Genomic DNA, 22,005 nt, shown 5'->3' with positions numbered 1-22,005 from the left:
CCCTCCCGAACGTGGTGACCGGTCAGACCTGGCCGTCCGCCCCGGTCACCGCCGGTTGCGTCTTCCCGTCAGCGGTGCCGGAGCAGCCCCGCGAGCGGCCGCTGCTGCTCGCCCTGCTGGGCGCCCATCACGACGAGCACGCCGGTCACGGCGGGGATCGCCCACTGGGCGGCCTTGAGCTGCTTCTGCGCCGCCTTGAGCTTCTTCGGCGCACCGGCCTTGGGCTCGGTGGCCCCCTCGCCGCCCTCCTCGGCGAGCCTGGCGACCTTCCGGCCGAGCATCCCGCTGTACGCGGTCAGCACCATCGCCGCGCCGGTCAGGGCCGCCTTGGCGGCGGAGTTCTGCCGGGCCTCGGGCTGCTTGGCGAGCCGGCCCTTGTTCCCGCCGATCAGGCCGAGCCCGCCGACCAGGTTGGCGCCGATGGCCAGCGCGTTGACCGGGGCCCACATCCCCCAGCCCTTGGCCGAGAGCCGGAGCCGCTCGCGCGGGTCGTGGGCGTGGGAGGTGGCCCCGTTCAGGCCGATGGCTCCCATGAGCGAGCCCCCGAACCAGGCTGCGAGGCCGAGGTCGTGCAGGCTGCGGACGAGCGTGTTGCGTTGCGACATCATGACCCTCCGTTGGTGTGCTGGTACTGGTTGGCGCGGGGTTCGTCCCCTGCGCGACGGCGAGCGGAGCCTCCCGAAGAGGCCTGGGCCAATGATGCGGTGGGCGGTCCGCGTTGGCACGCCGGCCGACGGCGGCCGCTGCCGGACGCTCGCCGCCCGCACCCCGGCACGGCGCGGGTCGGTCCCGGGAGGGTCGGCTGCATCAGCCGGCCGCGTCCTGCTTGCCGGTCCCGTCCTGCTTGCCGGCCGGGTCCCGCCCGCCGGTCGCGTCGCCGGCGGGCGTCAACGGCTCCGGCACCCCGGCCCGGTCCAGCTCCGCGGCCATGGCCTCGAGGAAGTCGACGACGGCGTCTCGACAGTGCTCGGGCACGTCCCGGGCGATCTCGGCCATCCGCTCGTGCATGCGGCCGAGTCGCTCGCGGATCTCCCGGTGGGCGTGCGGTGTGGCACGCACGACGACCGAGCGGCGGTCGTGCGGGTGGGCAGCGCGCTCCAGGTGGCCGGACGCGGTGAGCCGGTCCAGCAGCTTGGTGGTGGAGGCGGAGGAGATGCGGAGGTGGTCGGCGAGCAGCCGCGGCGTGATCGGCGTCCCCTCCTGCTCGGCCGCGATCACGTGCTGCAGCGCCTGGATGTCCGAGCGGTTCATGCCCATGCCGACGCTGGTCCGCTGGCGCATCTCCTCGTCGGCGCGCCGGAAGCGCCGCAGCGCGGCGAGGACGGCCATCGCGCCGTCCGCGCCGTACCAGTATCCGCGCTGAGCCCGGGCTGCCACCATGGCCTGACCGTACACGAAGAACGCTAGCCTGGCAGATATATAGACAGGCTAGTAAGGTCTGTGGGCACCGGCCGAAGGAGGCACGCATGGCCAAGACCACCCCCCGCCACGTCCGGGCCGCGGCACGGCGTAGCGCAGCACCGCCCGCAGGTGCCGGCGTCGCGACGGCGCAGACCGACGGCGCCCCGCGCGGCCGGGCAGAGCAGACCGACAGCGCCCGGCGCGGCCCGGCGGCGGATGCGCAGACCCCGTCCGACGAGGTCGTGCTCCTCACCGAGGACGGGCAGCCGCGCGGGACCGCGCCGCGGGCCACGGTCCACGGCCCGGACACCCCGTTGCACCTAGCCTTCTCCTGCTGGCTCGGCGACGGCGCCGGCCGGGTCCTGCTGACCCGGCGCGCCCTGACCAAGCGCACCTGGCCCGGGGTGTGGACCAACGCCTTCTGCGGCCACCCCCGCCCCGGCGAGGACGTCGGCGACGCCGTCGCCCGGCACGGCCGGCACGAGCTCGGCCTCACCCTCACTGGCCTCACGTGCGTCCTGCCCCACTTCCGCTACCGGGCGACCGACGCCGCCGGGACCGTGGAGAACGAGGTCTGCCCGGTGTACGCGGCGGTGGCCACCGCCGAACCGGTCCCCGACCCCACCGAGGTGGCCGAGCACCGGTGGGTCGAGCCGGCCGCGCTCGCCCGCGCCGTCGAGGCGGTGCCCTGGGTGTTCAGCCCGTGGATGGTGGACCAGCTCGACCTGCTGGCCGCCGCGGGCGTGGCCCTGGCCTCCCCGGACCCGGCCGGGCCGCCCACCGCCGGCCCCACCTGGCCCGCCGCCGGGTCCAGCCGGCCCGCCGCCGGGCCCAGCCGGCCGGCCGCCGTCGGGCCCGACGCCCCGACCAGCCCCGGCCCGGCGGGTCCCCGATGAGCGGGACCGACCTGGCCACGGCTCGCGGAGCCTCGGCCGAGCCGGCTGCACCCCCCGCGGACGCCACCCGGCGGGCGGCCCCGGTGGACGCCCCCCGGCCGGTCACCCCGGACCCAGCCGGGCTCGACGAGGCCCCGACGACCAGCCCGGACGTCGCCCTGCACCGGTTCCTCCGCGCCGGCCAGCGCCGCGCCGTCGACCGCCACGACGCCGAGCTCTGGGCGGCGCTGGCCCGGGCCGCCGACGGCGGCAAGCGCCTCCGGCCGGCGCTGGTGATGTCCGCGCACGAGGCCTTCGGCGGCACCGACCCCGAGGCCGCCGCGCAGGTGGCGGCCGCCATGGAGCTCCTGCACACCGCCTTCGTCGTCCACGACGACCTCATCGACGGCGACGACGTGCGCCGCGGCCGACCCAACGTCGCCGGCACCTTCACCCGCCAGGCCCGCCGCGCCGGCGCCACCCCCGACCGGGCCGAGCGGTACGGCGCCGCCGCCGCGGTCCTCGCTGGGGACCTCGCGCTGGCCGGCGCGGTCCGCACGGTCGCCCTGTGCGGCGCGCCGCCCGCCGTCGTGCGCCGCCTGCTGGACCTGGTGGACCACGCCGTGCGGGTCAGCGCCGCCGGAGAGCTGGCCGACGTCCGGCACGGCCTCGGCCCCGACCCGGCCAGCCTCGCCGAGGCTCTCACGACGGCCGAGCGCAAGACCTCCGTGTACTCCTTCGCGCTGCCGCTGCAGGCCGGCGCCGTGCTCGCCCACGCCCCGGACGCCGCGGTCGCCGCCCTGGGCGAGCTCGGCCGCCTCCTCGGCGTCGCGTTCCAGCTCCGGGACGACCTCGACGGCGTCTTCGGCACGCCGGCGGAGACCGGCAAGAGCGTGCTGTCGGACCTGCGCGAGGGCAAGTGCACCCCGCTCGTCGCCCACGCCAGCACCACCGGCGTGTGGCCCGAGCTGCGGCCCTACCTGGGCGACGAGCGCATCGACGACGCTGGCGCGGCCCGGGTGCGCGAGCTCCTTACCGCCTGCGGGGCCCGGGCGTTCGTCGAAAACCTGGCCGCCGGCCACTGCCGGGCCGCCCGCCGGCTCGCCGACGAGCTCGGCCTCGCCCCCGGCCTGCGGGCCCACGTCCACGCCCTGACCGACAGCCTCACCAGGCGGGCCGCCTGATGGCCGCCGCCCAGCCGGTGACTCCCGCCCGCGCCGTCCCGTCCCGGTGGCGCTCCTGCCGGGCCCGCGCGGCCGCCGTCGCCCCCGCCCCCACCGCCCGGGACCGGTACGACGACGCCGCCCGGGCCAGCGCCGCCGTCGTGATCAGCGCCTACTCCACCTCCTTCGGCTGGGCCACCCGGCTGCTCCGCGAGCCGGTGCGCACCCGGGTGCGCACGATCTACGCCCTGGTCCGGGTGGCGGATGAGATCGTCGACGACCCGGACCCGGGGTGGGCGCCCACCCACCGCGCGCACCTGCTCACCGTGCTGGAGGAGGAGACCTACCAGGCCCTGCGCACCGGCCGGTCGGCCAACCTCGTGGTGCACGCCTTCGCCCAGACCGCCCGCGGCGCCGGCATCGGCCCGGACCTGCTCACCCCGTTCTTCGCCGCGATGCGCGCGGACCTGTCGGTGACCACGCACGACGCCGCGAGCCTGGCCGGGTACGTCCACGGCTCGGCCGAGGTGGTCGGGCTGATGTGCCTGCGGGTCTTCCTCGACGGCGACCCCGCCGCCTACGCCGCCCTCGCCCCCGGCGCCGCCCGCCTCGGCCGGGCGTTCCAGCAGGTCAACTTCCTGCGCGACCTCGCCGCCGACCACGACCAGCTCGGCCGGACCTACCTGCCGGGCCTGGGCGCCGGCCCGCTCACCGACGCCCGCCGGGACGCGCTGCTGGACGACGTCGACGCGGACCTGGCCGCGGCCGCCGCGGTCATCGGGCACCTGCCGGCGAGCAGCCGGCGGGCGGTGCGCGCCGCGCACGACCTCTTCGCCGAGCTCTCCCGCCGGCTCCGCGCCACCCCCGCCGCGCAGATCCAGCGGTCCCGGGTGCGGGTGCCGGACCTGGTCAAGGCCCGGATCCTGCTCACCGCCGCCGCCGGCGGGGGCCGGTGGTGACCCGGCGCGCCGTCGTCGTCGGCGGGGGCGTCGCCGGGCTGGCCAGCGCCGCGCTGCTGGCCCGTGACGGGTACGACGTCGACCTGCTCGAGCGGCGCCCCGAGCTGGGCGGGCGGGCCGGCTCCTGGGCCAGCGACGGGTTCCGCTTCGACACCGGCCCCTCCTGGTACCTGATGCCGGAGGTGTTCGAGCACTTCTTCCGGCTGCTCGGCACCTCCGCCGCCGACCAGCTCGACCTGGCCGTGCTGGACCCCGGCTACCGGGTGTTCTTCGAGGGCGAGCCGGCCCCGGTGGACGTGCGGGCGGACCGGGCCCGCAACCTGGCCCTGTTCGAGTCCCTCGAGCCGGGCGCGGGCGAGCGGCTGGCCGCCTACCTCGACTCCGCCGCCCGGACCTACGACGTCGCCGTGCGCCGCTTCCTCTACACCACCTTCGCCTCCCCCCGCGGCCTGCTCGCCCCGGACGTCCTGGCCCAGGCGCACCGGCTCGCGCCGCTGCTGCTGCGGTCCCTGGAGTCCTTCGTCGCCGCCCGGTTCGCCGACCCGCGGCTGCGCCAGGTCCTCGGCTACCCGGCCGTCTTCCTCGGCGCCTCCCCGGACCGCGCGCCGAGCATGTACCACCTGATGAGCGCGCTGGACCTGGCCGGCGGCGTGCAGTACCCCCGCGGCGGGCTGACCCGCCTGGTCGAGGCGCTCGCCGGCCTGGCGGCCGCCGAGGGGGTGCGGCTGCGCACCGGTGCGACGGCCACCGCGATCACCACCGCGCCCGTCCCGGGCGGCAGCGGCCGGGGCGGCCTCGGCCGTGGGGGCCCGGGCGGCCTCGGCCGGCGTGGCCGGGATGGCCGGGGCCGGCATGACCGGGGCGGCCGGGGCCGGCGCCAGGCGCGGGTGACCGGCGTGCGGTACACCGACGACGGCGGGGCCACCGCGCACCTGCCCGCCGACGTCGTCGTCGGCGCCGCGGACCTGCACCACGTCGAGACCGCGCTGCTGCCGCCCGCGCTGCAGACCTACCCCCAGACCTGGTGGGACCGGCGCACCTCCGGCCCGGGTGCCGTGCTGGTCTTCCTCGGCGTGCGCGGCCGGCTGCCCCAGCTCGCGCACCACTCGCTGTTCTTCACCCGGGACTGGCGGATGAACTTCGACGCCGTCTTCGGCGGCCGGGTGCCCCGCCCGGCCTCGGCCTACGTCTGCGCGCCGTCCCGGACCGACCCCACGGTCGCCCCGGCCGGGCAGGAGAACCTCTTCGTGCTGGTGCCCGTGCCGGCCGACGTCGGCCTCGGCCACGGCGGGCTCGACGGCGCCGGCTCGCCGGCCGTCGAGGCGGTCGCCGACGCCGCGGTGGACCAGGTGGCCGCCTGGGCCGGCATCCCGGACCTGCGCGCCCGCATCCTGGTGCGCCGCACGGTGGGCCCGGCCGACTTCGCCCGGGACCTGCACGCTTGGCGCGGCGGGATGCTCGGCCCCGCCCACACCCTGCGGCAGAGCGCGTTCTTCCGCGCCGGCAACGCCTCGCGCCGGGTCGCCGGCCTGTACTACGCCGGCGGCAGCACCATCCCCGGCGTCGGGCTGCCGATGTGCCTGATCAGCGCCGAGGTGCTGCTCAAGCGGCTGCGCGGGGACACCTCCACCGAGCCCCTGGCGGTGCCGCTGTGACCGGCCTGGTCTACCTCGCCGCCCTGCTCGCCGGGCTCGGCTGCCTGGTCCTGCTCGACCGCCGGTTCCGGCTGGTGCTGTGGGCCGACGCCCGCCGGGGCCTGCTCGTGGTCGGCGCCGGCACTGCGTTCTTCCTGCTCTGGGACCTGGTGGCGATCGGTCGGGGCTTCTACCGCCGCGGCGGCAGCGACGCGATGACCGGGGTGCTGCTCGCTCCCGAGCTCCCCGTGGAGGAACCGGTCTTCATCGTCTTCCTGTGCTACCTCACCCTGGTCCTGCACGGGCTGGCCCGCCGGGCGCTCGCCGTCGACGGCGGGGGCGGTGGTTTGGGAGCGGGGCGGGCGGGCGTGGACGGGCCCGACGGCGGCCGGCACCGTCCGGGAGCCCGGCGCGCCGGTGCCCGCGGGGCGGCCGGAGCACGGCGCGGCGCCGGGGGAGGGCGGCGATGAGCTACCTCGGCCTGGCGGCCATGTTCCTAGCCGCCGCCGCCGTCGTGGGCGTCCTCGCGGCGCTGCGGCGCCGGCTCGGGTGGCGCTGGTGGGCGGCGAGCGGCGCCGTCGCCGTCGTGCTGCTGGTCCTGACCGCCGTCTTCGACAGCCTGATGATCGCCGCCGACCTGTTCCGCTACGACGCCGGTGCCCTGGCCGGGCCGACCGTGCTGCGGGCGCCGGTGGAGGACCTGGCCTGGCCCCTGGCCGCGGCGGTGGCGCTGCCCGCGCTATGGGAGCTGGCTGGTCGCCGTCGGCCGGGCACCCCCGCCGAGAAGCACTCCCGTCCGCCCGCAAAGGAGCACGCCCGGACCTCCACCGGAGTGCACGCCCACCCGCCCACCGGGGAGCACTCCCACCCGCCCGCCGGGGAGCACGCCCGCCCGGCGTGCCGAGGAGGACCGATGAGCGTCACGGCGACCGGCACCGCCGCGGGCGGCCCGGCCACCGTGCGGGCCGCGCTGCGCCAGCTGCTCGGCGCCTCCCGGCCGGTGAGCTGGATCAACACCGCCTACCCCTTCGCCGCCGCCTACCTGCTGGCCGGCGGCGGCGTCACCGCCGTCGGCGTGCTCGCCACGGTGTACTTCCTGGTGCCCTACAACCTGCTCATGTACGGCACCAACGACGTCTTCGACTACGAGTCCGACCTGCGCAACCCGCGCAAGGGCGGCATCGAGGGGGTGGTGCTGGCGCGCCGCTGGCACCGCCTGACGCTGGTGGTGGCGGCCGCGGTGAACGCGCCGTTCCTGCTCGCCCTGGTGCTCCTCGGGTCGGCGGCCTCGACGGCGGTGCTCGCCGTCAGCGTCGCCGCCGTCCTCGGGTACTCGGTGCCCGGGCTGCGGCTGAAGGAGCGGCCGGTGCTGGACTCGATGACCTCGGCGACGCACTTCGTCAGCCCGGCCGCGTTCGGCCTCGCGCTGGCCGGCGGTGCCCTGACCGGGCCGGTGCTCGCCGCGCTGACGGCGTTCTTCCTGTGGGGCATGGCGTCCCAGGCGTTCGGCGCCGTGCAGGACGTGGCCGCCGACCGGGCGGCCGGCATCGCCTCGGTGGCGACCTGGCTGGGCGCCGCCCGGACGGTCCGGGCGGCGATCGCCTGCTACTGCCTGGCCGGGCTCGTGCTGCTGCTGACCGGGTGGCCGGCCGCGCTGGCCGCGGTCCTCGTGGTGCCCTACGTGGCGAGCATCGCGCCGTTCCGGTCGCTGCCCGACGCCGACTGCGCCCGGGCCCACGCCGGGTGGCGCCGGTTCCTCTGGCTCAACCTTCTCACCGGGTTCCTGCTCACCCAGCTCTTCATCTGGCTGGCGCTGCGGTGAGCGGCGGTCCACCCACAGTCAGCGTCGTCATCCCGGCCCGCGACGACGCCCCGGCGCTGCGCGCGTGCCTGCGTGCCCTCCAGGCGCAGCGGACCGCGCCGGCGGAGGTCGTCGTCGTCGACAACGGCTCGCGCGACGGCACCGCCGCGGTGGCCCGGGCGCTAGGCGCGCGGGTGGTCCACGAGCCCCGCGTCGGGATCCCCCGGGCCGCGGCCGCCGGCTACGACGCCGCCCGCGGGGAGGTCATCGCCCGGCTGGACGCCGACTCGGTGCCCGGCCCGGACTGGGTGGCCCGGATCGCTGCCGCCATGGCCGCCGACCCGGCCCTGGCCGCCGTCACCGGCACCGGGGTCTTCTACGGGCTGCCGGGCGGCACCGGCGCCGCCGTCGCCCGCGCCTACCTCGGGGCGTACTACCTGCTGTGCCACGCCGCGCTGGCGCACCCGCCGCTGTGGGGCTCGAACATGGCGGTGCGCCGGTCCGCCTGGCAGGCGGTGCGCGGCGACGTCCACCGGGACGACGGCGAGCTGCACGACGACCTCGACCTGTCCTTCGCGCTCGGCCCGCGGTGGCGGGTGCGGCTGGACCGGGACCTGGTCGTGGGGGTCTCGGCCCGGTCCGTGCGCGGGGCGGCGCAGTGGCGGCGCCGGGTGCGGCGGGCGGTCCGCACGCTGTGGCTGAACTGGCGTACCTCCCCGCCGTGGGAACGGTGGGAGGTTCGGCTCCGCAGCCGGTAGCGCCCGCCGTCGCCGGGCCCGGCGGGGTGCGTACGATCGGGACGGAAGCCCGAGGAGGTGCCGCGGGATGATGAGCAGGCCCTACGGGGACCGGACGGACGAGATCCTCGCGCTGGCCAGGCAGGTTCGCGCCACGGCGCTGCGCAGGCTCGCCGCCATGGAGGTCGAGGCCGACCAGCCGGAGGACGAGCGCGCCACCGACGGCGCCGAGGCTTCCTCCGTGCGCGGCCGGGGTGCCCAGTGGTTCCGGCGGTTCCGGCGGTTCCGGCGGTGACGAGGTCGTCGGGGCGCGAGAACCGACGGCACCGGGCCCTGCCCGGCCGGCGCGAACAGCGGCAGAATGACGCCATGCCGACGATCCGGATCACGAACGTGCCGGCGGTGACCTTGCCGTCCTCCGGCGGCGGGCGGCGGCAGCGCATGTGCCGCTGCAGGCGTACGTGCGCAGCCGACTGATCGAGGAGGCATCTCGCCCGACGGTGAACGAGGTGCTCATGCGAGCCGGCGGTCGGGCCGGCGGGTCAGTGCCGCTCGCGGATGCCGTCTCCGTGCTCCGGAACGAGCGCGCACGTCGCTGATGCCAACGTCCTGGTCGTAGCTCTGGGCGACGGTCGCAGTACAGCCCCGCGGCGCGGCCCGATACCGTCGCTCCATGCCCGCAGTTGACCTGGCCGCGCGGTTCCTCGCCCTGCACCGCCCCGGAACCCCCCTGCTCATGCCGAACGCCTGGGACGCCGGGTCCGCCAAGGTCCTCGCCGCGCTCGGGTTCGCGGCGGTGGCGACGACGAGCAGCGGCTTCGCGGCGACCCTGGGCCGCCACGACGGCGACGTCACGCGCGAGGAGGCACTGGGCAACGCCGCCGACCTCGTCCGCGCGGTCGACGTCCCGGTCTCGGCCGACCTGGAGAACGGCTACGCCGACGAGCCGGCCGCCGTCGCCGCCACCGTGAGCGCCGCCCGTGAACTCGGCCTGGCCGGCTGCTCGATCGAGGACCACACCGGTCGCGGCGAGGACCCGATCTACGACGCCGGGCTCGCGCGCGACCGGGTCGAGGCGGCGGCCAGCGCGTCCGGGCCGCTCGTCCTCACGGCGCGGTGCGAGAACTACCTGCACGGCCGGCCCGAGCTCCGCGACACCCTCGCCCGGCTCCAGGCCTACCAGGAGGCGGGCGCCGACGTCCTCTACGCGCCGGGCCTGCGCGACCTCGGCGAGATCCGCACGGTGTGCGCCGAGGTTGACCGGCCGGTCAACGTGCTGCTCGTGCGGGGCGGGCCGACGCCCGCGGAGCTGGCCGACGCCGGCGTCGCCCGGATCTCCGTCGGCGGGGCCTTCGCGTGGAGCGCGCTCACCGGGCTCGTCGAGGCGGCCCGCGAGCTGCTGACCGGCGGTACCGGGTTCCTCGACCGGGCCGCGCCGACCCGGACGGTCATCGACGCGGCGCTCGGCTGACCGGGCGGTCGCACGGCGGTGCACCGGCGCCGGCTGGGGACGGTGGTAGGCGGACCGCGCTGCGGCACCCGGAGGCGTCGGCGTCGGATGGAGTCAGGCGGCGGTGAAGCGGCGCTAGGACGCGCTAGGACCGGCGCTTCTTCCTCCAGCCCACGCGCTCGCAGCGAGCCTCGTGTCAGGGTCAGCAACCGAGGTCCAGGTTCCGGTCCCGGCTCCTCACGTGCGTCCTGCACCGGTGCGGGCGCCAGTCACCTCAGCAACGCACGCTCGAGTCCCGCCGGCGTGGCCGGGTCCGCGGTGCCCACCCCGGTCAGTCGGCCGCACGGGCCACCGCCCCACGGCCGGTCTTGACGGTGGCAACGGCTGCACCTACGGTGTGTGTAATCAGTTACACGACAGTGGGGTTGTGTGGTGGCCAAGGGACAGCAGTCGGCACGGTCGACGATCTCGACTGTTGCCGCGCGTGCGGGCGTCTCGGTGGCATCTGTGTCCCGAGTCCTCAACGATGATCCGCGCGTACGCCCGGCTACCCGGGCCCGGGTCCAGGAGGCCGCGCGCGAAATCGGTTACACACCGAGCGCGGCAGCCCGCTCACTCCGAGGCCGCTCGACCAGGCAGATGAGCCTCGTCGTCGACGACATCGGGAACCCGGCATACATCGAGGTCATGCGAGCCCTGCAGGCGCTCGCCCGCGAGCATGGCTTCCGGCTCCTGGTGGAGTCGACGAACGGGCGCATCGACGAGGAGCTCCGCGTCGTGGAGAGCTTGCGCCAGCGGTACGTCGACGGCCTCGTCATGACCTCGACGCGGTTCCCGCCGAGGCTCGTCGAGGCGCTGCGGGCACCGGCCGTCCCTGTCGTCGTCATCGGCTCCGTCCCCGACAGGTTCGCCGGCGACTCTGTCGGTGCCGACGCCGTTGGTGGCGCACGCACCGCGACCGAGCACCTGATCGAGGAGGGGTGCGAGCGCCTGGCGATGGTCAACGGCCCGGAGGGCACGTTGCCCGCGCGGAGCCGGGCCGGAGGTTTCCGGGCCGGTCTCGCTGCCCGGGGCCTGGACGCGCCGGTCATCCGCCATGCCGCCGAGTTCACCCGCGAGGCCGGGTACGAGACGACCGTCCGCCTGCTCGCCGAGCACGACCTGGACGGCATCGTGTGCGCCAACGACCAGTTGGCGATCGGAGCGCTCCACGCCTGCGAGGAGGCGGGGCGGCGGGTCCCGGAGGACATCGCGCTGGTCGGAATGGACAACTCCCGAGACACCACGGTGTGCCGCCCCCAGCTGACCAGCCTCGACCTGCGGTTCGCCGACCGCGGGCGGCTCGCCGGCCAGATGCTGCTCGACCGCATCCAGGGCCGCTACACCGGGGCGCCGCGACGCCAGCAGGTCTACACCGAGCTCGTGGTTCGCGGCTCGAGCCGACGAGGGAGGCGACAGTGACCCCGGCACCCGCCGTCAAGGAGAAGCGGCGCGGCGGCGGTGCGCTGTGGCTCTTGCTGCCCGCTGTCGTGCCGATCCTCGCCCTGAGCGTCTACCCGCTGCTGCGGGGTGTCTACCTCGGCTTCACCGACGCCCAGGCGGGGCTGAACGCGGTGTACACCTTCACCGGGCTGGAGAACTACCGCCAGATGCTCGACGACTCGAAGTTCTGGTCGTCCTTCCGCATCGGCTTCATCTGGGCGTTCGCCGTCACCTTCATCCAGTTCGCCCTCGCCCTCGGCCTGGCCCTCCTGCTCAACGAAAAGCTCCGCGGGCGCTGGCTCGCCCGGATTCTCGCGGTCGTGCCGTGGGCGATGCCCCCGGTCGTCGTCGGGATCATGTGGTCCCTCGTCTACCGGCCGGACGCCGGCCTGGTCAACGAGATCCTCTACCGCCTAGGCCTGGCCGAGCTGGGCCGGAACTGGCTCGCCGACTTCAGCACGGCCCTGCCCGCCGTCATCGTCGTCGGCGTGTGGGCGGGTCTGCCGGTTACGACCGTCGTGCTCCTGGCGGGCCTGCAAGGCGTCCCGCACGAGCTTCACGAGGCCGCCGCGATGGACGGGGCGGGCCGGTGGCGGCGGTTCCTCTCGATCACCCTGCCGAACATGCGCGGGGTGATTGCCGCCATCACGACCCTGAACTTCATCTGGAACTTCAACTCCTTCGACCTCGTCTACGTCCTCACCCGGGGCGGCCCGGGCGGCCGGACGTTGCTGCCGATGCTCTTCGCGTACGAGGAGGCGTTCCGGTACGGCAATTACGGGTACGCCGCCGCACTGGGGAACGTCATGGTCCTCATCGTGCTTGCGGTCGTCCTGTTCTACCTGCGCCGGCGCCTGAGGGAGGAAACCTGATGGCCACCACAGTCGTCACCGCCGAGACCGCTGCCGCCCCGCCCCCGAGCGCCGGAGGGCGCGTGGGCACCTCTCCGATGGAGCGCCTCCCGCGCGGGGTGCGGCCGCTGCAGTACCTCGCGCTCGCGCTGTACCTGCTCTTCCTCGCCTTCCCGCTCCTGTGGCTCCTCTCGACGTCGTTCGCCTCTCCGCAGGACCTCGTCCGGCTGCACCCCGGGCTCTTCCCCGAGCAGCCGACCCTCGACAATTTCGTCACCGCGTTCAGCGAGCAGGCGCTCGTGCGCTCGATCGTCAACAGCCTTGTCGTCGCGCTCGCCAGTGCCCTGCTTACCGTGGCGCTGGCCCTGCCCGCGTCCTACGCCGTCGTCCGCCTGCGCTCTCGGCTCGGCAAGCCGATCCTCGCGTGGGTGCTCGTGAGCCAGCTCTTCCCGTTCATCCTGCTCGTCATCCCGATCTTCCTCCTCCTGCGCAGCGCCCAGCTGGTCGACACCCGTCCTGGGTTGGTCCTCATCTACGTCGTGTGGATCCTGCCGTTCGCGCTGTGGATGCTGCAGGGCTACGTCCGCGAGCTGCCCGAGGACATCGAGGAGGCCGCGATGGTCGACGGCGCCTCGCGGCTCCGGATCCTGCGCTCGATCATCTTTCCGCTCCTCCTGCCCGGCGTCGTCGCGACCACGCTCTTCGCGTTCATCACGGCGTGGAACGAGTTCTTCTTCGCCCTCGTGCTCATCAAGAGCCCGGAGCTGGAAACCCTGCCGCTGACCCTCGCCCGGTTCGTCGGCCTCGAAGGGGTCGCCCGGCTCGGTCCCCTGGCCGCCGGCGCGCTCGTCGCCACGATCCCCGGCCTGGTCTTCTTCGGCTTCATCCAGAAGGGCCTCATCGGCGGAATGACGGCCGGGGCCACAAAGGGCTGACCGCAGGCCATCGAGAGGAGTCTGATGACGACCCGAACAACGCAGAAGGAACCCACAGCGGCAGCACAACCGAGAGGGGCAACATGATGAACAGGCGCACAGGTGTCGCCGCGGCCGCGGTGAATGCGTCCCTCGTCCTCGCCGCCTGCGGCGGGGGCGGGGGCGGCCAGGGGGGCACCGAACAGCTGACCGGTGACGCGGAGAACCCGATCAACCTCGAGTTCCAGTCCCTCGCGTGGCAGGAAGCCTCCATCGAAGCCAACCGGGCCATCGTCGAGGAGTGGAACGCCCAGAACCCCGGCATCCAGGTCGAGTACGTCCAGGGCGACTGGGGATCGGTCCACGACCAGCTGCTCACCTCGTTCGAGGGCGGTGACCCGCCCGACATCATCCATTACGAGGCGGCGGCCGGGCAGGTGTTCGCCGAGGGCGGCTACTACGCGGACCTCGAGGGTCTGCTCTCCGACGAGTTCAAGGCCGGCATTCCCGACGACATCTGGGAAGCCGTCCAGGTCGAGGGTGCCGGCACCGTCGGCGCCCCGTTCCTCCTCGAGTCCAGGGTCCCGTTCGCCAATGCCGCGATGCTCGAGGAGGCCGGGATCGAGGTGCCGACCCCGGAGGACCCGTGGACCTGGGACGACTTCCAGGACGCGGCCCAGCAGCTGACCACCGACGGGCGCTACGGTCTCTCCTGGCCATTGGCCAGCCCCGCGATGGCCATGCTGAGCTTGTCGATGAGCTTCGGCGGCGACTACGTCGATGGCGAGGGACAGGACGCCCGCGTCAGCGTCGGGGAGGCTGAGCTCGAGGTGCCGACCCGCATCCACTCGATGCTCTACGCGGAGCAGACCATCGACCCCGACTCCATGGGCGTCAGCGCTACGGACGCCCTCCCGGCCTTCTTCGCCGGGGAGACCGCCATGCTGTTCGGGGCAATCTGGCTGCGCCAGCAGATGGTCCAGCAGGCCCCTGAGGACTTCCAGTGGGTGACCCTCCCGCCGCTCGAGGGCTCCGACGGCAGCGCCCAGTCCGGTAACCCCCAGACGCTGTCGATCGCTGCGCAGTCGGAGAACCAGGAGGCAGCGGCCCAGTTCATCGAGTTCTTCCTGAACGACGAGAACATGGCGCAGCTCGCCCTGGGGGACTGGCTCGTGCCGACCAGCGAGGGTGCGCTCGAGGTGCTCTCCGAGCAGACCGGCGGCGAGCAGGGCTGGGACGTCGCCATCGCGTCTGTCGACTCGCTCAGGGCCGCCCCGTGGCAGCAGCTGGCTGGCTTCGAGGAGTGGCGCGACCGCACGGCCACCCCGGCCTTCCAGCGCTACTTCGCCGATGAGATTAGCGCCGAAGAGCTGGCCCAGCAGCTCGAGGCGGGGGGCGCCGACATCGGTCGGTGACCTGGGTGCCGCGGGTCGAGCCGTAGGACTCGTTCGGCCTCGGAGCGGGACGAGAAGAGAGGAGCAACGTGCAGGACATGAGGAGCCGCGCCCGCGGGTGCCTTGCGGGGCTGGCCGTGGGCGACGCCCTCGGCCGGCCCGCCGAGGGGATGGAGCCGGCTGAGATCGCCGCGCGGTGGGGCCGGATCGAGGGCTACGTCGCGGACACCCCGTTGGGCAGCGACGACACCGAGTACGCCCTGCTCACGGCCAAGGCTCTGCTGCGCCACCGGGCAAGCTTCAGCGCCGAGACGGTCGCCGACCTGTGGCGCGAGGAGGTCTGCGGGCAGGAGGGCGGGTTCGTCGGGGGCGGGTTCAGCGAGATGGCCGCCATCCGCAACCTCGAGCGGGGGCACCGTCCGCCCCGGTCGGGTCAGCACGCCCACTCCTGGAGCGACGGACTTGCCATGCGGGTCGCACCCATCGGGATCGCGGCTGCCGGCAACGTCCCGCTGGCCGTGCGGCTTGCTGCCGAGGACGGTGCCGTCTCACATGCGGGGGAGGGCATCTACGCCGGACAGGCGCTCGCCGCCGCGGTTGCCATCGCCATGACCGGCGCCGCGGTCGTGGACGTCGTGGCGGCCGCCATCGAGGCGGTTCCCGCGGATTCCTGGACCGCCCGGTGCCTACATGTCGCCGCCGAGACGGCAGTGTCGTCCCCGGACTGGTCCGTGGTCGCCCGCGCCGCCGTGGACCGGCTCGCGGTGCGCGACTACTACTGGGCCGACCTCGCCCCCGAGGCGGTAGGCCTAGCGTTCACCGCCGTCCTCGCCGGCGACGGCGACGTGCGCGAGACGATCCTCAACGCCGTCAACCTCGGCCGGGACGCCGACACGATTGCGGCAATGGCGGGTGCCGTGGCCGGTGCGATGGCTGGGATCGGCGCGGTGCCTGGGGAGTGGCTGCCCGCGGTCGCCGTCGCCCCCGGGGTGTGCCTGAGGGCCACGCGCGGCATGGACCCGATGGCGATCGCCGACGAGCTGTGCGACCTGGCGGCCGAGCTGCAGGGAGTGTCATGACGACGTCGGAGCGGACGCGCTCGGCGCTCGCCGGCATGTGCGCGGGGGATGCGGCGGCATGGTCCTCGTGGTGGCACAGGCTCGGCGTCCTGCCGCCTCGGCGCAGTGTCCGGCTCGGCGAGGCAGTCCGGCACAGTCATGCGCTCGGGTCGACGTCCCTGCCAACCCCGTACCTGCAGTCCACCCCTCCGGACGTCATCGACCCGGCCGGCCCCGCCGACGACGTCGAGTGGTTCGTCGTGTCCCTGCGCCATCACCTCGGCCAGCGCCTCGACGGCGCGCCGGCCGGCGAGGAGCACAGCGTGTGGACCGAGCTGTCCGGGCAGCACGCCCGCGAGCCGGGCACCGTCCGGGCCCGGCTCGGCACGCTCATGGCGCTGGAGAACCTGGCGGCGGGCATGACGCCGCCGCAGAGCGGGAACGACAACGCGCACTACTTCGACGACATAGCCTGCGTACGGGCCGTCGCCGCCGCGGTCCTGCGGCCGGGTGACCCTCGCGGCGCCGCGGACCTCGCCGACGCTGACGCCCGGATCACCCACGCCCTCGACGGGGTGGATGGCGCCCGGGCCACGGCCGCCCTCCTCGCCGTCCTCCTGGGCGGCGGCGACCGGGCGGACGCCGTCGACGTCGCCGTGAGAGAGCTCCCACCGGGGGGCTGGTGCGCCAACGTCGTCGCCGAGTGCCTGGCCGTCGGGCCGGCCGCACCGTTGCCGCTCGCCGCGCGGCTGGAGCGAGATGTCGTCGACCACGTCTACGCCTTCGCCAACCAGGCCCCCGAGACTCTCGGCCTGCTCCTGGCGCACCTCGCCGCCGCACGCACCGGAGAGGAGCTCCTCCTCGGCGCGTTCGCCCACCCGCGTCACGCCGACGCCCTGGTCCCCCTGGCGGGGACCGTCGCCGGTGCGGCGTTCGGGGACCCCTCGGCGGGCGCCGACCTGCCGGTCCTCACGGGCACGAGCGTGCGCGCGCTCGCCGGCCTTGCGGTCGAGGACGTCCTCGGCGAGATCGACGCCGCGCAGGCGGGCCGGTCAGCGGACCGCTCTGCCGTCGTGGGGGAGGGACGGTGAGCGAGCTCTTCGACCGGACGATCGGGGCGGTTGTCGGTGCCGCCGTCGGGGACGCGCTCGGCGGGGCGACCGAGACCTACCTCCCCGAGGAGATCCGCGAGCGGTGGGGCGGCTGGGTCGAGGGGATCGTCGAGCCGTACCACCCGGACTGGCGCACCCGCAGACCCACGGCGCCGTTCCACAAGGGCGATGGGCACGTCACCGACGACACCCTCATGACCCGGATGCTGATCGAGGTGTACTGCGACAAGCGTGACCACCTCGACGCGTACGACGTAGCCGAGCGGCTCGTGCCGCGGTTGCTCACCGAGCGGGTGTGGGTGCCCGAGCTCGAGACGGAGACGGTCCTCCTCCAGCGTCTCGCCCTTGCGGAGAAGTACCTGTCCCTGCGGCTGCGCTGGGCCCACGCCGACCCGCGAGAGGCCGGGGTCGGCAACGCGGTCAACTGCGGCGCCGCCATGTATGCCGCGCCGGTCGGCCTGGTCAACGCCGCCGACCCGGAGGCGGCGTATGCGGAGGCCATCGAGGTCACCGGCGCACATCAGTCGTCCTTCGGCCGGGAGGCGGCCGGGGTCATGGCGGCCGCCACGGCAGCGGCGATGATCCCCGGGACGGTGGCGGAGGACGTGGTGACGGTGGCGCTTCGCCTTGCCCGGGACGGCACCCGGGCGGCGATCGAGGCGGTCGCCGAGGCTGCCGCCGGTCAGGACCACTGGACCGATGCGATCTCTACCGGGGCGCTGCGGGACGCCGTCCGGCCCTTCGACCTGGTCGCCGAGGGGTACCGGGACCGGGGCCTCGCCGCGCACCGACCCAGCCGCCTGCACAGTATCGAGGAGCTGCCGATCGCCCTCGGCTTCCTCCTGATCGCAGACGGGGACTGGGAGGGCACGGTCCTCGGGGCGGTGAACTACGGCCGGGACGCCGACTCCATCGCCACGATGGGCGGCGCCCTCGCCGGTGCGCTCGGCGGCGCGGCAGCGGTGCGCGGCGACCTCGTCGACGCCGTCGCAGCGGCGAGCCGGATGGACCTAGCGGCCCCCGCCCGCGAGCTCGCCGCCGTCACCGTCGAGATCCGGCGCCGGGATGCCGAGCGGCGCGCCGACGTCGAGCGGGCGTTCGCCGCGCTCGCCGGAGGCGCCGTGGCTGGCGCGACCGGTACCGCCGGGGGAGGGGCGGCATGACGGGCAGGGTCGTCGTCGTCGGGAGCGCGAACATCGACCTCGTCGTCGACGTCCCACGGAGCCCGGGGCCGGGGGAGACCGTCCTCGGCGGGACCCTGCGCCGCACCGCCGGGGGCAAAGGCGCGAACCAGGCCGTGGCCGCCGCCCGGGCCGGCGGTGCGGACACCTGGTTCCTCGGCGCGCTCGGCCGGGACGGCGCCGCCGACCTGCTGCTGTGCTCGCTCATCGACGCCGGGGTGCGCACGGACCTGCTCGGCCGGTCCGAGGAGCCCACCGGCACCGCACTCATCTGGGTCACGCCCGACGGGGGGAACTCGATCATCGTCGCCCCCGGAGCCAACTCCCAGGTCACGCTCGACGACGCCGCCAAGGATCAGCTCGCCGGCGCCGACGTCGTCCTCGCCCAGCTCGAGATTCCGCTCGAGACCGTGCTGGCCGCGGCGCGGGCCCGCACGGCTGGTGCAGTCTTCGTCCTCAACGCCGCACCGTCACGCAGCCTGCCGGACGTGCTGTGGGAGCAGGTCGACGTGCTCGTCGCCAACGAGCCCGAGGCCGTCGACATGGCCGCCGCTGGCCCCGGCACCGACCCAGTCCGGCTCGCCGCCATCCTGCTGGAGAAGGTGGCTGCCGTCGTCGTCACGCTGGGCCCCGCAGGTGCGCTCGTCGCCCGCCGCGGGCACCAGCCGGTCACCGTGCCAGCACCGAAGGTGGCACCGGTGGACACCACCGGGGCCGGGGACACGTTCTGCGGGGCGCTCGCCGCGGCGCTGGCCCGCGGGGAGGACCTCCCCGCTGCTGCCCGGGTCGCCTCGGCTGCCGCTGCGCTGGCGGTCACCCGGCCGGGCGCCCAGGGGGCCGTCCCGAGTGCCGACGAGGTGGCCGAGATGGCAGGAAGGCTCCCGTGAGCTACAACTTCGACCCGCTCGTCCGGCCTACGGATATGCCGACGGTCGTGCCCATCACCCCGGGCGTGGACCTCACCGCGCTCGACGAGGCGTACACCTTCGCCGCACCCGACGGTCCGACCCCGTGGCCCGCCTCGCGCGCCGCCCTCACATCGTGGCGCACCGCCGAGCCGTTCCTCCTGGAGCTGAGCCTGGCCCCGACCGCGAGCACCGGGCTCCAGTGGGTCCTGGACCTGGAGGAGTAGTGGCCGTCTCTCGCGACAAGACCGGCGGTGCGCTGGCCGGCCTCACCGTCGTCGACGCCTCGACGCTCTTCGCCGGACCGCTGGCCGCCATGCACCTGGGGGACATGGGCGCCGACGTCATCAAGGTCGAGCATCCCCGCCGGCCAGACCCCTCCCGGGGCCACGGCGCCACCAAGAACGGGGTCAACCTGTGGTGGAAGACCCTGGGCCGCAACAAGCGCGCCGTCACCATCGACCTGGCTTCCGATGACGGCCGGGACGTCTTCCTCAAGCTAGCCGGGGCCGCCGACGTGGTGATCGAGAACTTCCGGCCCGGCACCCTCGAACGGTGGGGGCTGGGCTACGACGCCCTCTCCGCCACCAACCCTGGCCTCATCCTCGCCCGGGTCTCTGGCTTCGGCCAGATCGGCCCGTACCGAACCCGCCCTGGGTTCGGCACCCTCGCCGAAGCGATGAGCGGGTTCGCGGCCATGACGGGCGAGCCCGAGGGCCCACCCACGCTGCCGCCGTTCGGCCTCGCCGACGGCATTGCGTCCCTGGCCACCGCGTACGCGATCCTGACCGCCTTGCACTCCCGGCAGGCGAGCGGGCGCGGGCAGGTCGTCGACGTCGCGATCATCGAACCGATCCTGGGCATGCTCGGCCCCCAGATCACCCGGTGGGACCAGACCCGCACCGTCCAGCCACGCATGGGCAACCGCTCGAGCAACAACAGCCCGCGCAACACGTACCGAACGGGGGACGGGCAGTGGGTCGCCGTGTCCAGCTCGGCCCAGTCGGTCGCCGAGCGGATCGTGCGGCTCGTCGGTCGGCCCGACCTGGCCGAGGAACCCTGGTTCGCCAGCGGCCACCAGCGGGCCCGGCATGCTGACGTCATCGACGAGGCTGTTGGGGGATGGATCGGCCGACGCACACGTGACGAGGTCATCGCGGCCTTCGAGGAGGCCCAGGCCGCCGTCGCTCCCGTCTACGACGCCAAGGACATCGTGGAGGACCCGCAGTTCCAGGCTCTCGGGACCGTCCACGCGATCGACGACGCCGAGCTCGGGCCCATGCTCATGCAGGGCCCGCTGTTCCGGCTCTCCGGGCACGACGGCGTGATCGCCTTCACCGGCCGGGCGCACGGCGCCGATACCGACGCCGTCCTTGGCGAGCTTGGGTACGGCGCCGAGCAGATCGCCCGGCTGCGCGAGGAGGGGGCCGTTTGACCCGGCCCGTGCTCACGCTGCTCTACGTGCCGGGCGACCGGCCGGACAGGGTGGGCAAGGCGCTCGCCTCTGACGCCGACGTCGTGATCGTCGACCTCGAGGATGCCGTCGCCCCTGCTGCCAAGGACGCGGCCCGAGCCGCAGCGGCGCAGCTGCTCACGGGTGCGGGCCGCCTGGTCCAGGTTCGCATCAATCACCCGAGCACGCCGTGGCACAGTGACGACGTCGCCCTGCTGGCCGCCCTGCCCGCCGGCATCTCTGCCCGGGTGCCCAAGGTCGAGTCGCCCGCGCAGGTGCGAGAGCTCGCGGCGGCGCTGCCCGGCCGGGCCCTGCACCTCCTCCTCGAGTCGGCCCTCGGCGTCGAGCGTGCCTTCGAGATCGCGACGGCGTCGAAGCAGGTGGCATCGGTCGGACTGGGGGAGGCAGACCTGCGTTCAGACCTGCGGCTCTCCGGTGACGCCGGGCTGACATGGGCGCGGAGCCGCGTCGTTGTCGCCGCCCGCGCCGCCGGGCTGCCCTCCCCGCACATGTCCGCCTACCCGCACGTGAAGGACACCGGTGGTCTCATGGCCTCCTGCCGGGAGGGCAGGGCGCTCGGTTTCCTCGGCCGCACCGCCATCCATCCGATACAGCTCGCGCCGATCCGGGACGCGTTCCGGCCCACGGCCCCGGAGGTCGAGTGGGCACGATCGGTGGTCGCCACGGTCGGTCAGGCGCACACCGAGGGCATCGGCGCCGTCGCCATGGAGGACGGCACCTTTCTGGATGTCGCCATGGTCGAGCAGGCCCGCGATGTCCTCGCCCTCGCCGACGAGCCGACCATCAGTTAGGCCGCCTCTCGACGAGGGGAAGCTCGACGAAGGCACCCCGGCGCTCGCCGGCGACGGGCCGGACGCCGAGGTTACCTGGCCGTGGAGGTCCGGCCCGCCGTCGTCAGCGTGGCGGCCGCACTCCGTGCTCGACCGCCGCATCCTCGTAAGAGCCTGAAGGGGTTTGACGAGAGGTGCTCCTCCTGACAGGCCGGTGGTGCTGACGGAGTACGGGGCACCTGGACGGCCGCGCTACCCCCGCAGCCTCGCCAGGACGGCGAGCACCCGGCGGTGGTCGTCGGCCGACGGCGGGAGGTCGAGCTTGTCGAAGATCGAGGGCACGTGCTTCTCCACGGCCTTCTCCGTCACCACGAGCTCGCGCCCGACCGCGGTGTTACTCCGGCCCTGCGCCATCTGCTCGAGCACCTGCCGCTCGCGGGGCGTGAGCCGGTCCAGCGGTCTGGCGCTCCAAGATGGCGACCTACCGCGCCCGCCGCCGCGATCACTGACCTTCCGTGCCGGCTGCCGACCGGGTTCGCGCTGGGAATGGGGTGCCCGTTCGTTCGTGTCGGGGGCGGGGTCGGTTTCGGGGCTCGTCCTGGCGGTGGTCGCGCTCGTCCCGCCGGTGGTGGTGCTCGTTGGGCGGTGTCCAGCGTGGTGCGCTGTGGCCTGCTCGTGCACAGCGGTTCTCCTTGAGGGGCGGGCTGGGTGGGGCTGTGGAGGACGACCCGCCGTGTCGGTGTCTCGCGCTAGCCTTGGTACAAGCGTTCGACGACAAGCTCGACGGCACGGGAGCCGGGGAGGGGTGGTGGCGATGACGACGACGACGTCCGCGCCGTTGCCG

Annotated in this window: 22 protein-coding genes and 2 pseudogenes; 21 read left to right on the top strand and 3 right to left on the bottom strand. The window is 74.7% G+C overall.

Features of this window, described 5'->3' with window-relative positions; translation table 11 throughout:
• Positions 1–68 precede the first annotated feature (68 nt).
• Positions 69–605, bottom strand: coding sequence for a hypothetical protein (locus MF406_RS00625; protein ID WP_242896116.1), 537 nt, complete (start codon positions 603–605; stop codon positions 69–71).
• A 202-nt stretch (positions 606–807) separates the two neighbouring features.
• The gene (locus MF406_RS00620; protein WP_242896115.1) at positions 808–1,380 is read right to left on the bottom strand and encodes a MarR family winged helix-turn-helix transcriptional regulator; all 573 of its coding nucleotides are present in this window, start codon (positions 1,378–1,380) and stop codon (positions 808–810) included.
• Between the two features lie 86 nt (positions 1,381–1,466).
• Between MF406_RS00620 and idi the strand changes: the two genes are divergently transcribed.
• The 21 genes and pseudogenes from idi to MF406_RS00520 all read left to right on the top strand — a co-directional run bounded on the left by idi (position 1,467) and on the right by MF406_RS00520 (position 21,182).
• Entirely contained in the window at positions 1,467–2,297 is an 831-nt protein-coding gene (idi, locus tag MF406_RS00615) for an isopentenyl-diphosphate Delta-isomerase (RefSeq protein WP_371744553.1), read from the top strand.
• Positions 2,294–3,460, top strand: coding sequence for a polyprenyl synthetase family protein (locus MF406_RS00610; RefSeq protein WP_242896108.1), 1,167 nt, complete (start codon positions 2,294–2,296; stop codon positions 3,458–3,460). Before idi ends, MF406_RS00610 begins: the two co-directional genes overlap by 4 nt.
• Complete coding sequence (locus MF406_RS00605) at positions 3,460–4,398, top strand: squalene/phytoene synthase family protein (RefSeq protein WP_242896106.1); 939 nt, start codon at positions 3,460–3,462, stop codon at positions 4,396–4,398. The genes MF406_RS00610 and MF406_RS00605 overlap by 1 nt, the downstream gene beginning before the upstream one ends.
• Positions 4,395–6,053 (top strand): phytoene desaturase family protein, encoded by a 1,659-nt coding sequence (gene crtI, locus MF406_RS00600; protein ID WP_242896104.1) that lies wholly within the window; start codon positions 4,395–4,397, stop codon positions 6,051–6,053. The genes MF406_RS00605 and crtI overlap by 4 nt, the downstream gene beginning before the upstream one ends.
• Positions 6,050–6,502 (top strand): lycopene cyclase domain-containing protein, encoded by a 453-nt coding sequence (locus tag MF406_RS18960; protein ID WP_371744552.1) that lies wholly within the window; start codon positions 6,050–6,052, stop codon positions 6,500–6,502. Before crtI ends, MF406_RS18960 begins: the two co-directional genes overlap by 4 nt.
• A complete protein-coding gene (locus MF406_RS00590) occupies positions 6,499–7,854 on the top strand; it encodes a prenyltransferase (protein WP_371744551.1) in 1,356 nt (451 codons plus the stop codon). The genes MF406_RS18960 and MF406_RS00590 overlap by 4 nt, the downstream gene beginning before the upstream one ends.
• On the top strand, positions 7,851–8,591 hold the full coding sequence (locus MF406_RS00585; protein ID WP_242896097.1) for a glycosyltransferase family 2 protein: 741 nt from the start codon (positions 7,851–7,853) through the stop codon (positions 8,589–8,591). The genes MF406_RS00590 and MF406_RS00585 overlap by 4 nt, the downstream gene beginning before the upstream one ends.
• A 70-nt stretch (positions 8,592–8,661) precedes the next feature.
• The gene (locus MF406_RS00580; protein WP_242896095.1) at positions 8,662–8,865 is read left to right on the top strand and encodes a hypothetical protein; all 204 of its coding nucleotides are present in this window, start codon (positions 8,662–8,664) and stop codon (positions 8,863–8,865) included.
• Between the two features lie 378 nt (positions 8,866–9,243).
• Positions 9,244–10,041 (top strand): isocitrate lyase/phosphoenolpyruvate mutase family protein, encoded by a 798-nt coding sequence (locus tag MF406_RS00575; protein WP_242896093.1) that lies wholly within the window; start codon positions 9,244–9,246, stop codon positions 10,039–10,041.
• A gap of 408 nt (positions 10,042–10,449) precedes the next feature.
• Positions 10,450–10,608, top strand: a pseudogene (locus MF406_RS18955) (LacI family DNA-binding transcriptional regulator); the annotation flags it as partial.
• A gap of 51 nt (positions 10,609–10,659) precedes the next feature.
• Positions 10,660–11,481, top strand: coding sequence for a substrate-binding domain-containing protein (locus tag MF406_RS00570; protein ID WP_242896091.1), 822 nt, complete (start codon positions 10,660–10,662; stop codon positions 11,479–11,481).
• Positions 11,478–12,374, top strand: coding sequence for a carbohydrate ABC transporter permease (locus tag MF406_RS00565; RefSeq protein ID WP_242896089.1), 897 nt, complete (start codon positions 11,478–11,480; stop codon positions 12,372–12,374). Before MF406_RS00570 ends, MF406_RS00565 begins: the two co-directional genes overlap by 4 nt.
• Positions 12,374–13,288 (top strand): carbohydrate ABC transporter permease, encoded by a 915-nt coding sequence (locus tag MF406_RS00560; RefSeq protein WP_242896082.1) that lies wholly within the window; start codon positions 12,374–12,376, stop codon positions 13,286–13,288. The genes MF406_RS00565 and MF406_RS00560 overlap by 1 nt, the downstream gene beginning before the upstream one ends.
• Positions 13,289–13,371: 83 nt before the next feature.
• Positions 13,372–14,682 (top strand): ABC transporter substrate-binding protein, encoded by a 1,311-nt coding sequence (locus MF406_RS00555; protein WP_242896080.1) that lies wholly within the window; start codon positions 13,372–13,374, stop codon positions 14,680–14,682.
• A 77-nt stretch (positions 14,683–14,759) separates the two neighbouring features.
• On the top strand, positions 14,760–15,740 hold the full coding sequence (locus MF406_RS00550; protein WP_242896078.1) for an ADP-ribosylglycohydrolase family protein: 981 nt from the start codon (positions 14,760–14,762) through the stop codon (positions 15,738–15,740).
• Positions 15,737–16,810, top strand: a complete 1,074-nt coding sequence (locus MF406_RS00545; protein WP_242896071.1) for an ADP-ribosylglycohydrolase family protein — start codon at positions 15,737–15,739, stop codon at positions 16,808–16,810. The genes MF406_RS00550 and MF406_RS00545 overlap by 4 nt, the downstream gene beginning before the upstream one ends.
• Positions 16,807–17,994 carry an ADP-ribosylglycohydrolase family protein gene (locus MF406_RS00540; RefSeq protein WP_242896070.1) on the top strand — a complete coding sequence of 396 codons (1,188 nt, stop codon included), beginning with the start codon at positions 16,807–16,809 and terminating at the stop codon, positions 17,992–17,994. The genes MF406_RS00545 and MF406_RS00540 overlap by 4 nt, the downstream gene beginning before the upstream one ends.
• Positions 17,991–18,899: a ribokinase gene (locus MF406_RS00535; protein ID WP_242896068.1), complete on the top strand. Its 909-nt coding sequence runs from the start codon at positions 17,991–17,993 to the stop codon at positions 18,897–18,899. The genes MF406_RS00540 and MF406_RS00535 overlap by 4 nt, the downstream gene beginning before the upstream one ends.
• A complete protein-coding gene (locus tag MF406_RS00530) occupies positions 18,896–19,144 on the top strand; it encodes a hypothetical protein (RefSeq protein ID WP_242896066.1) in 249 nt (82 codons plus the stop codon). The genes MF406_RS00535 and MF406_RS00530 overlap by 4 nt, the downstream gene beginning before the upstream one ends.
• Complete coding sequence (locus MF406_RS00525) at positions 19,144–20,352, top strand: CaiB/BaiF CoA-transferase family protein (RefSeq protein ID WP_242896064.1); 1,209 nt, start codon at positions 19,144–19,146, stop codon at positions 20,350–20,352. Before MF406_RS00530 ends, MF406_RS00525 begins: the two co-directional genes overlap by 1 nt.
• Positions 20,349–21,182: a CoA ester lyase gene (locus MF406_RS00520; protein WP_242896063.1), complete on the top strand. Its 834-nt coding sequence runs from the start codon at positions 20,349–20,351 to the stop codon at positions 21,180–21,182. The genes MF406_RS00525 and MF406_RS00520 overlap by 4 nt, the downstream gene beginning before the upstream one ends.
• A 231-nt stretch (positions 21,183–21,413) precedes the next feature.
• On the opposite strand, the pseudogene MF406_RS00515 reads toward MF406_RS00520, so the two are convergent.
• Positions 21,414–21,620 (bottom strand): annotated as a pseudogene (locus MF406_RS00515) (response regulator transcription factor); the annotation flags it as partial.
• Positions 21,621–22,005 lie beyond the last annotated feature (385 nt).

Source organism: Georgenia sp. TF02-10 (assembly GCF_022759505.1).
Classification (GTDB): domain Bacteria; phylum Actinomycetota; class Actinomycetes; order Actinomycetales; family Actinomycetaceae; genus TF02-10.
Note: the sequence above shows the minus strand (reverse complement) of the source record. Positions and strands in the feature narration are given on the sequence as shown.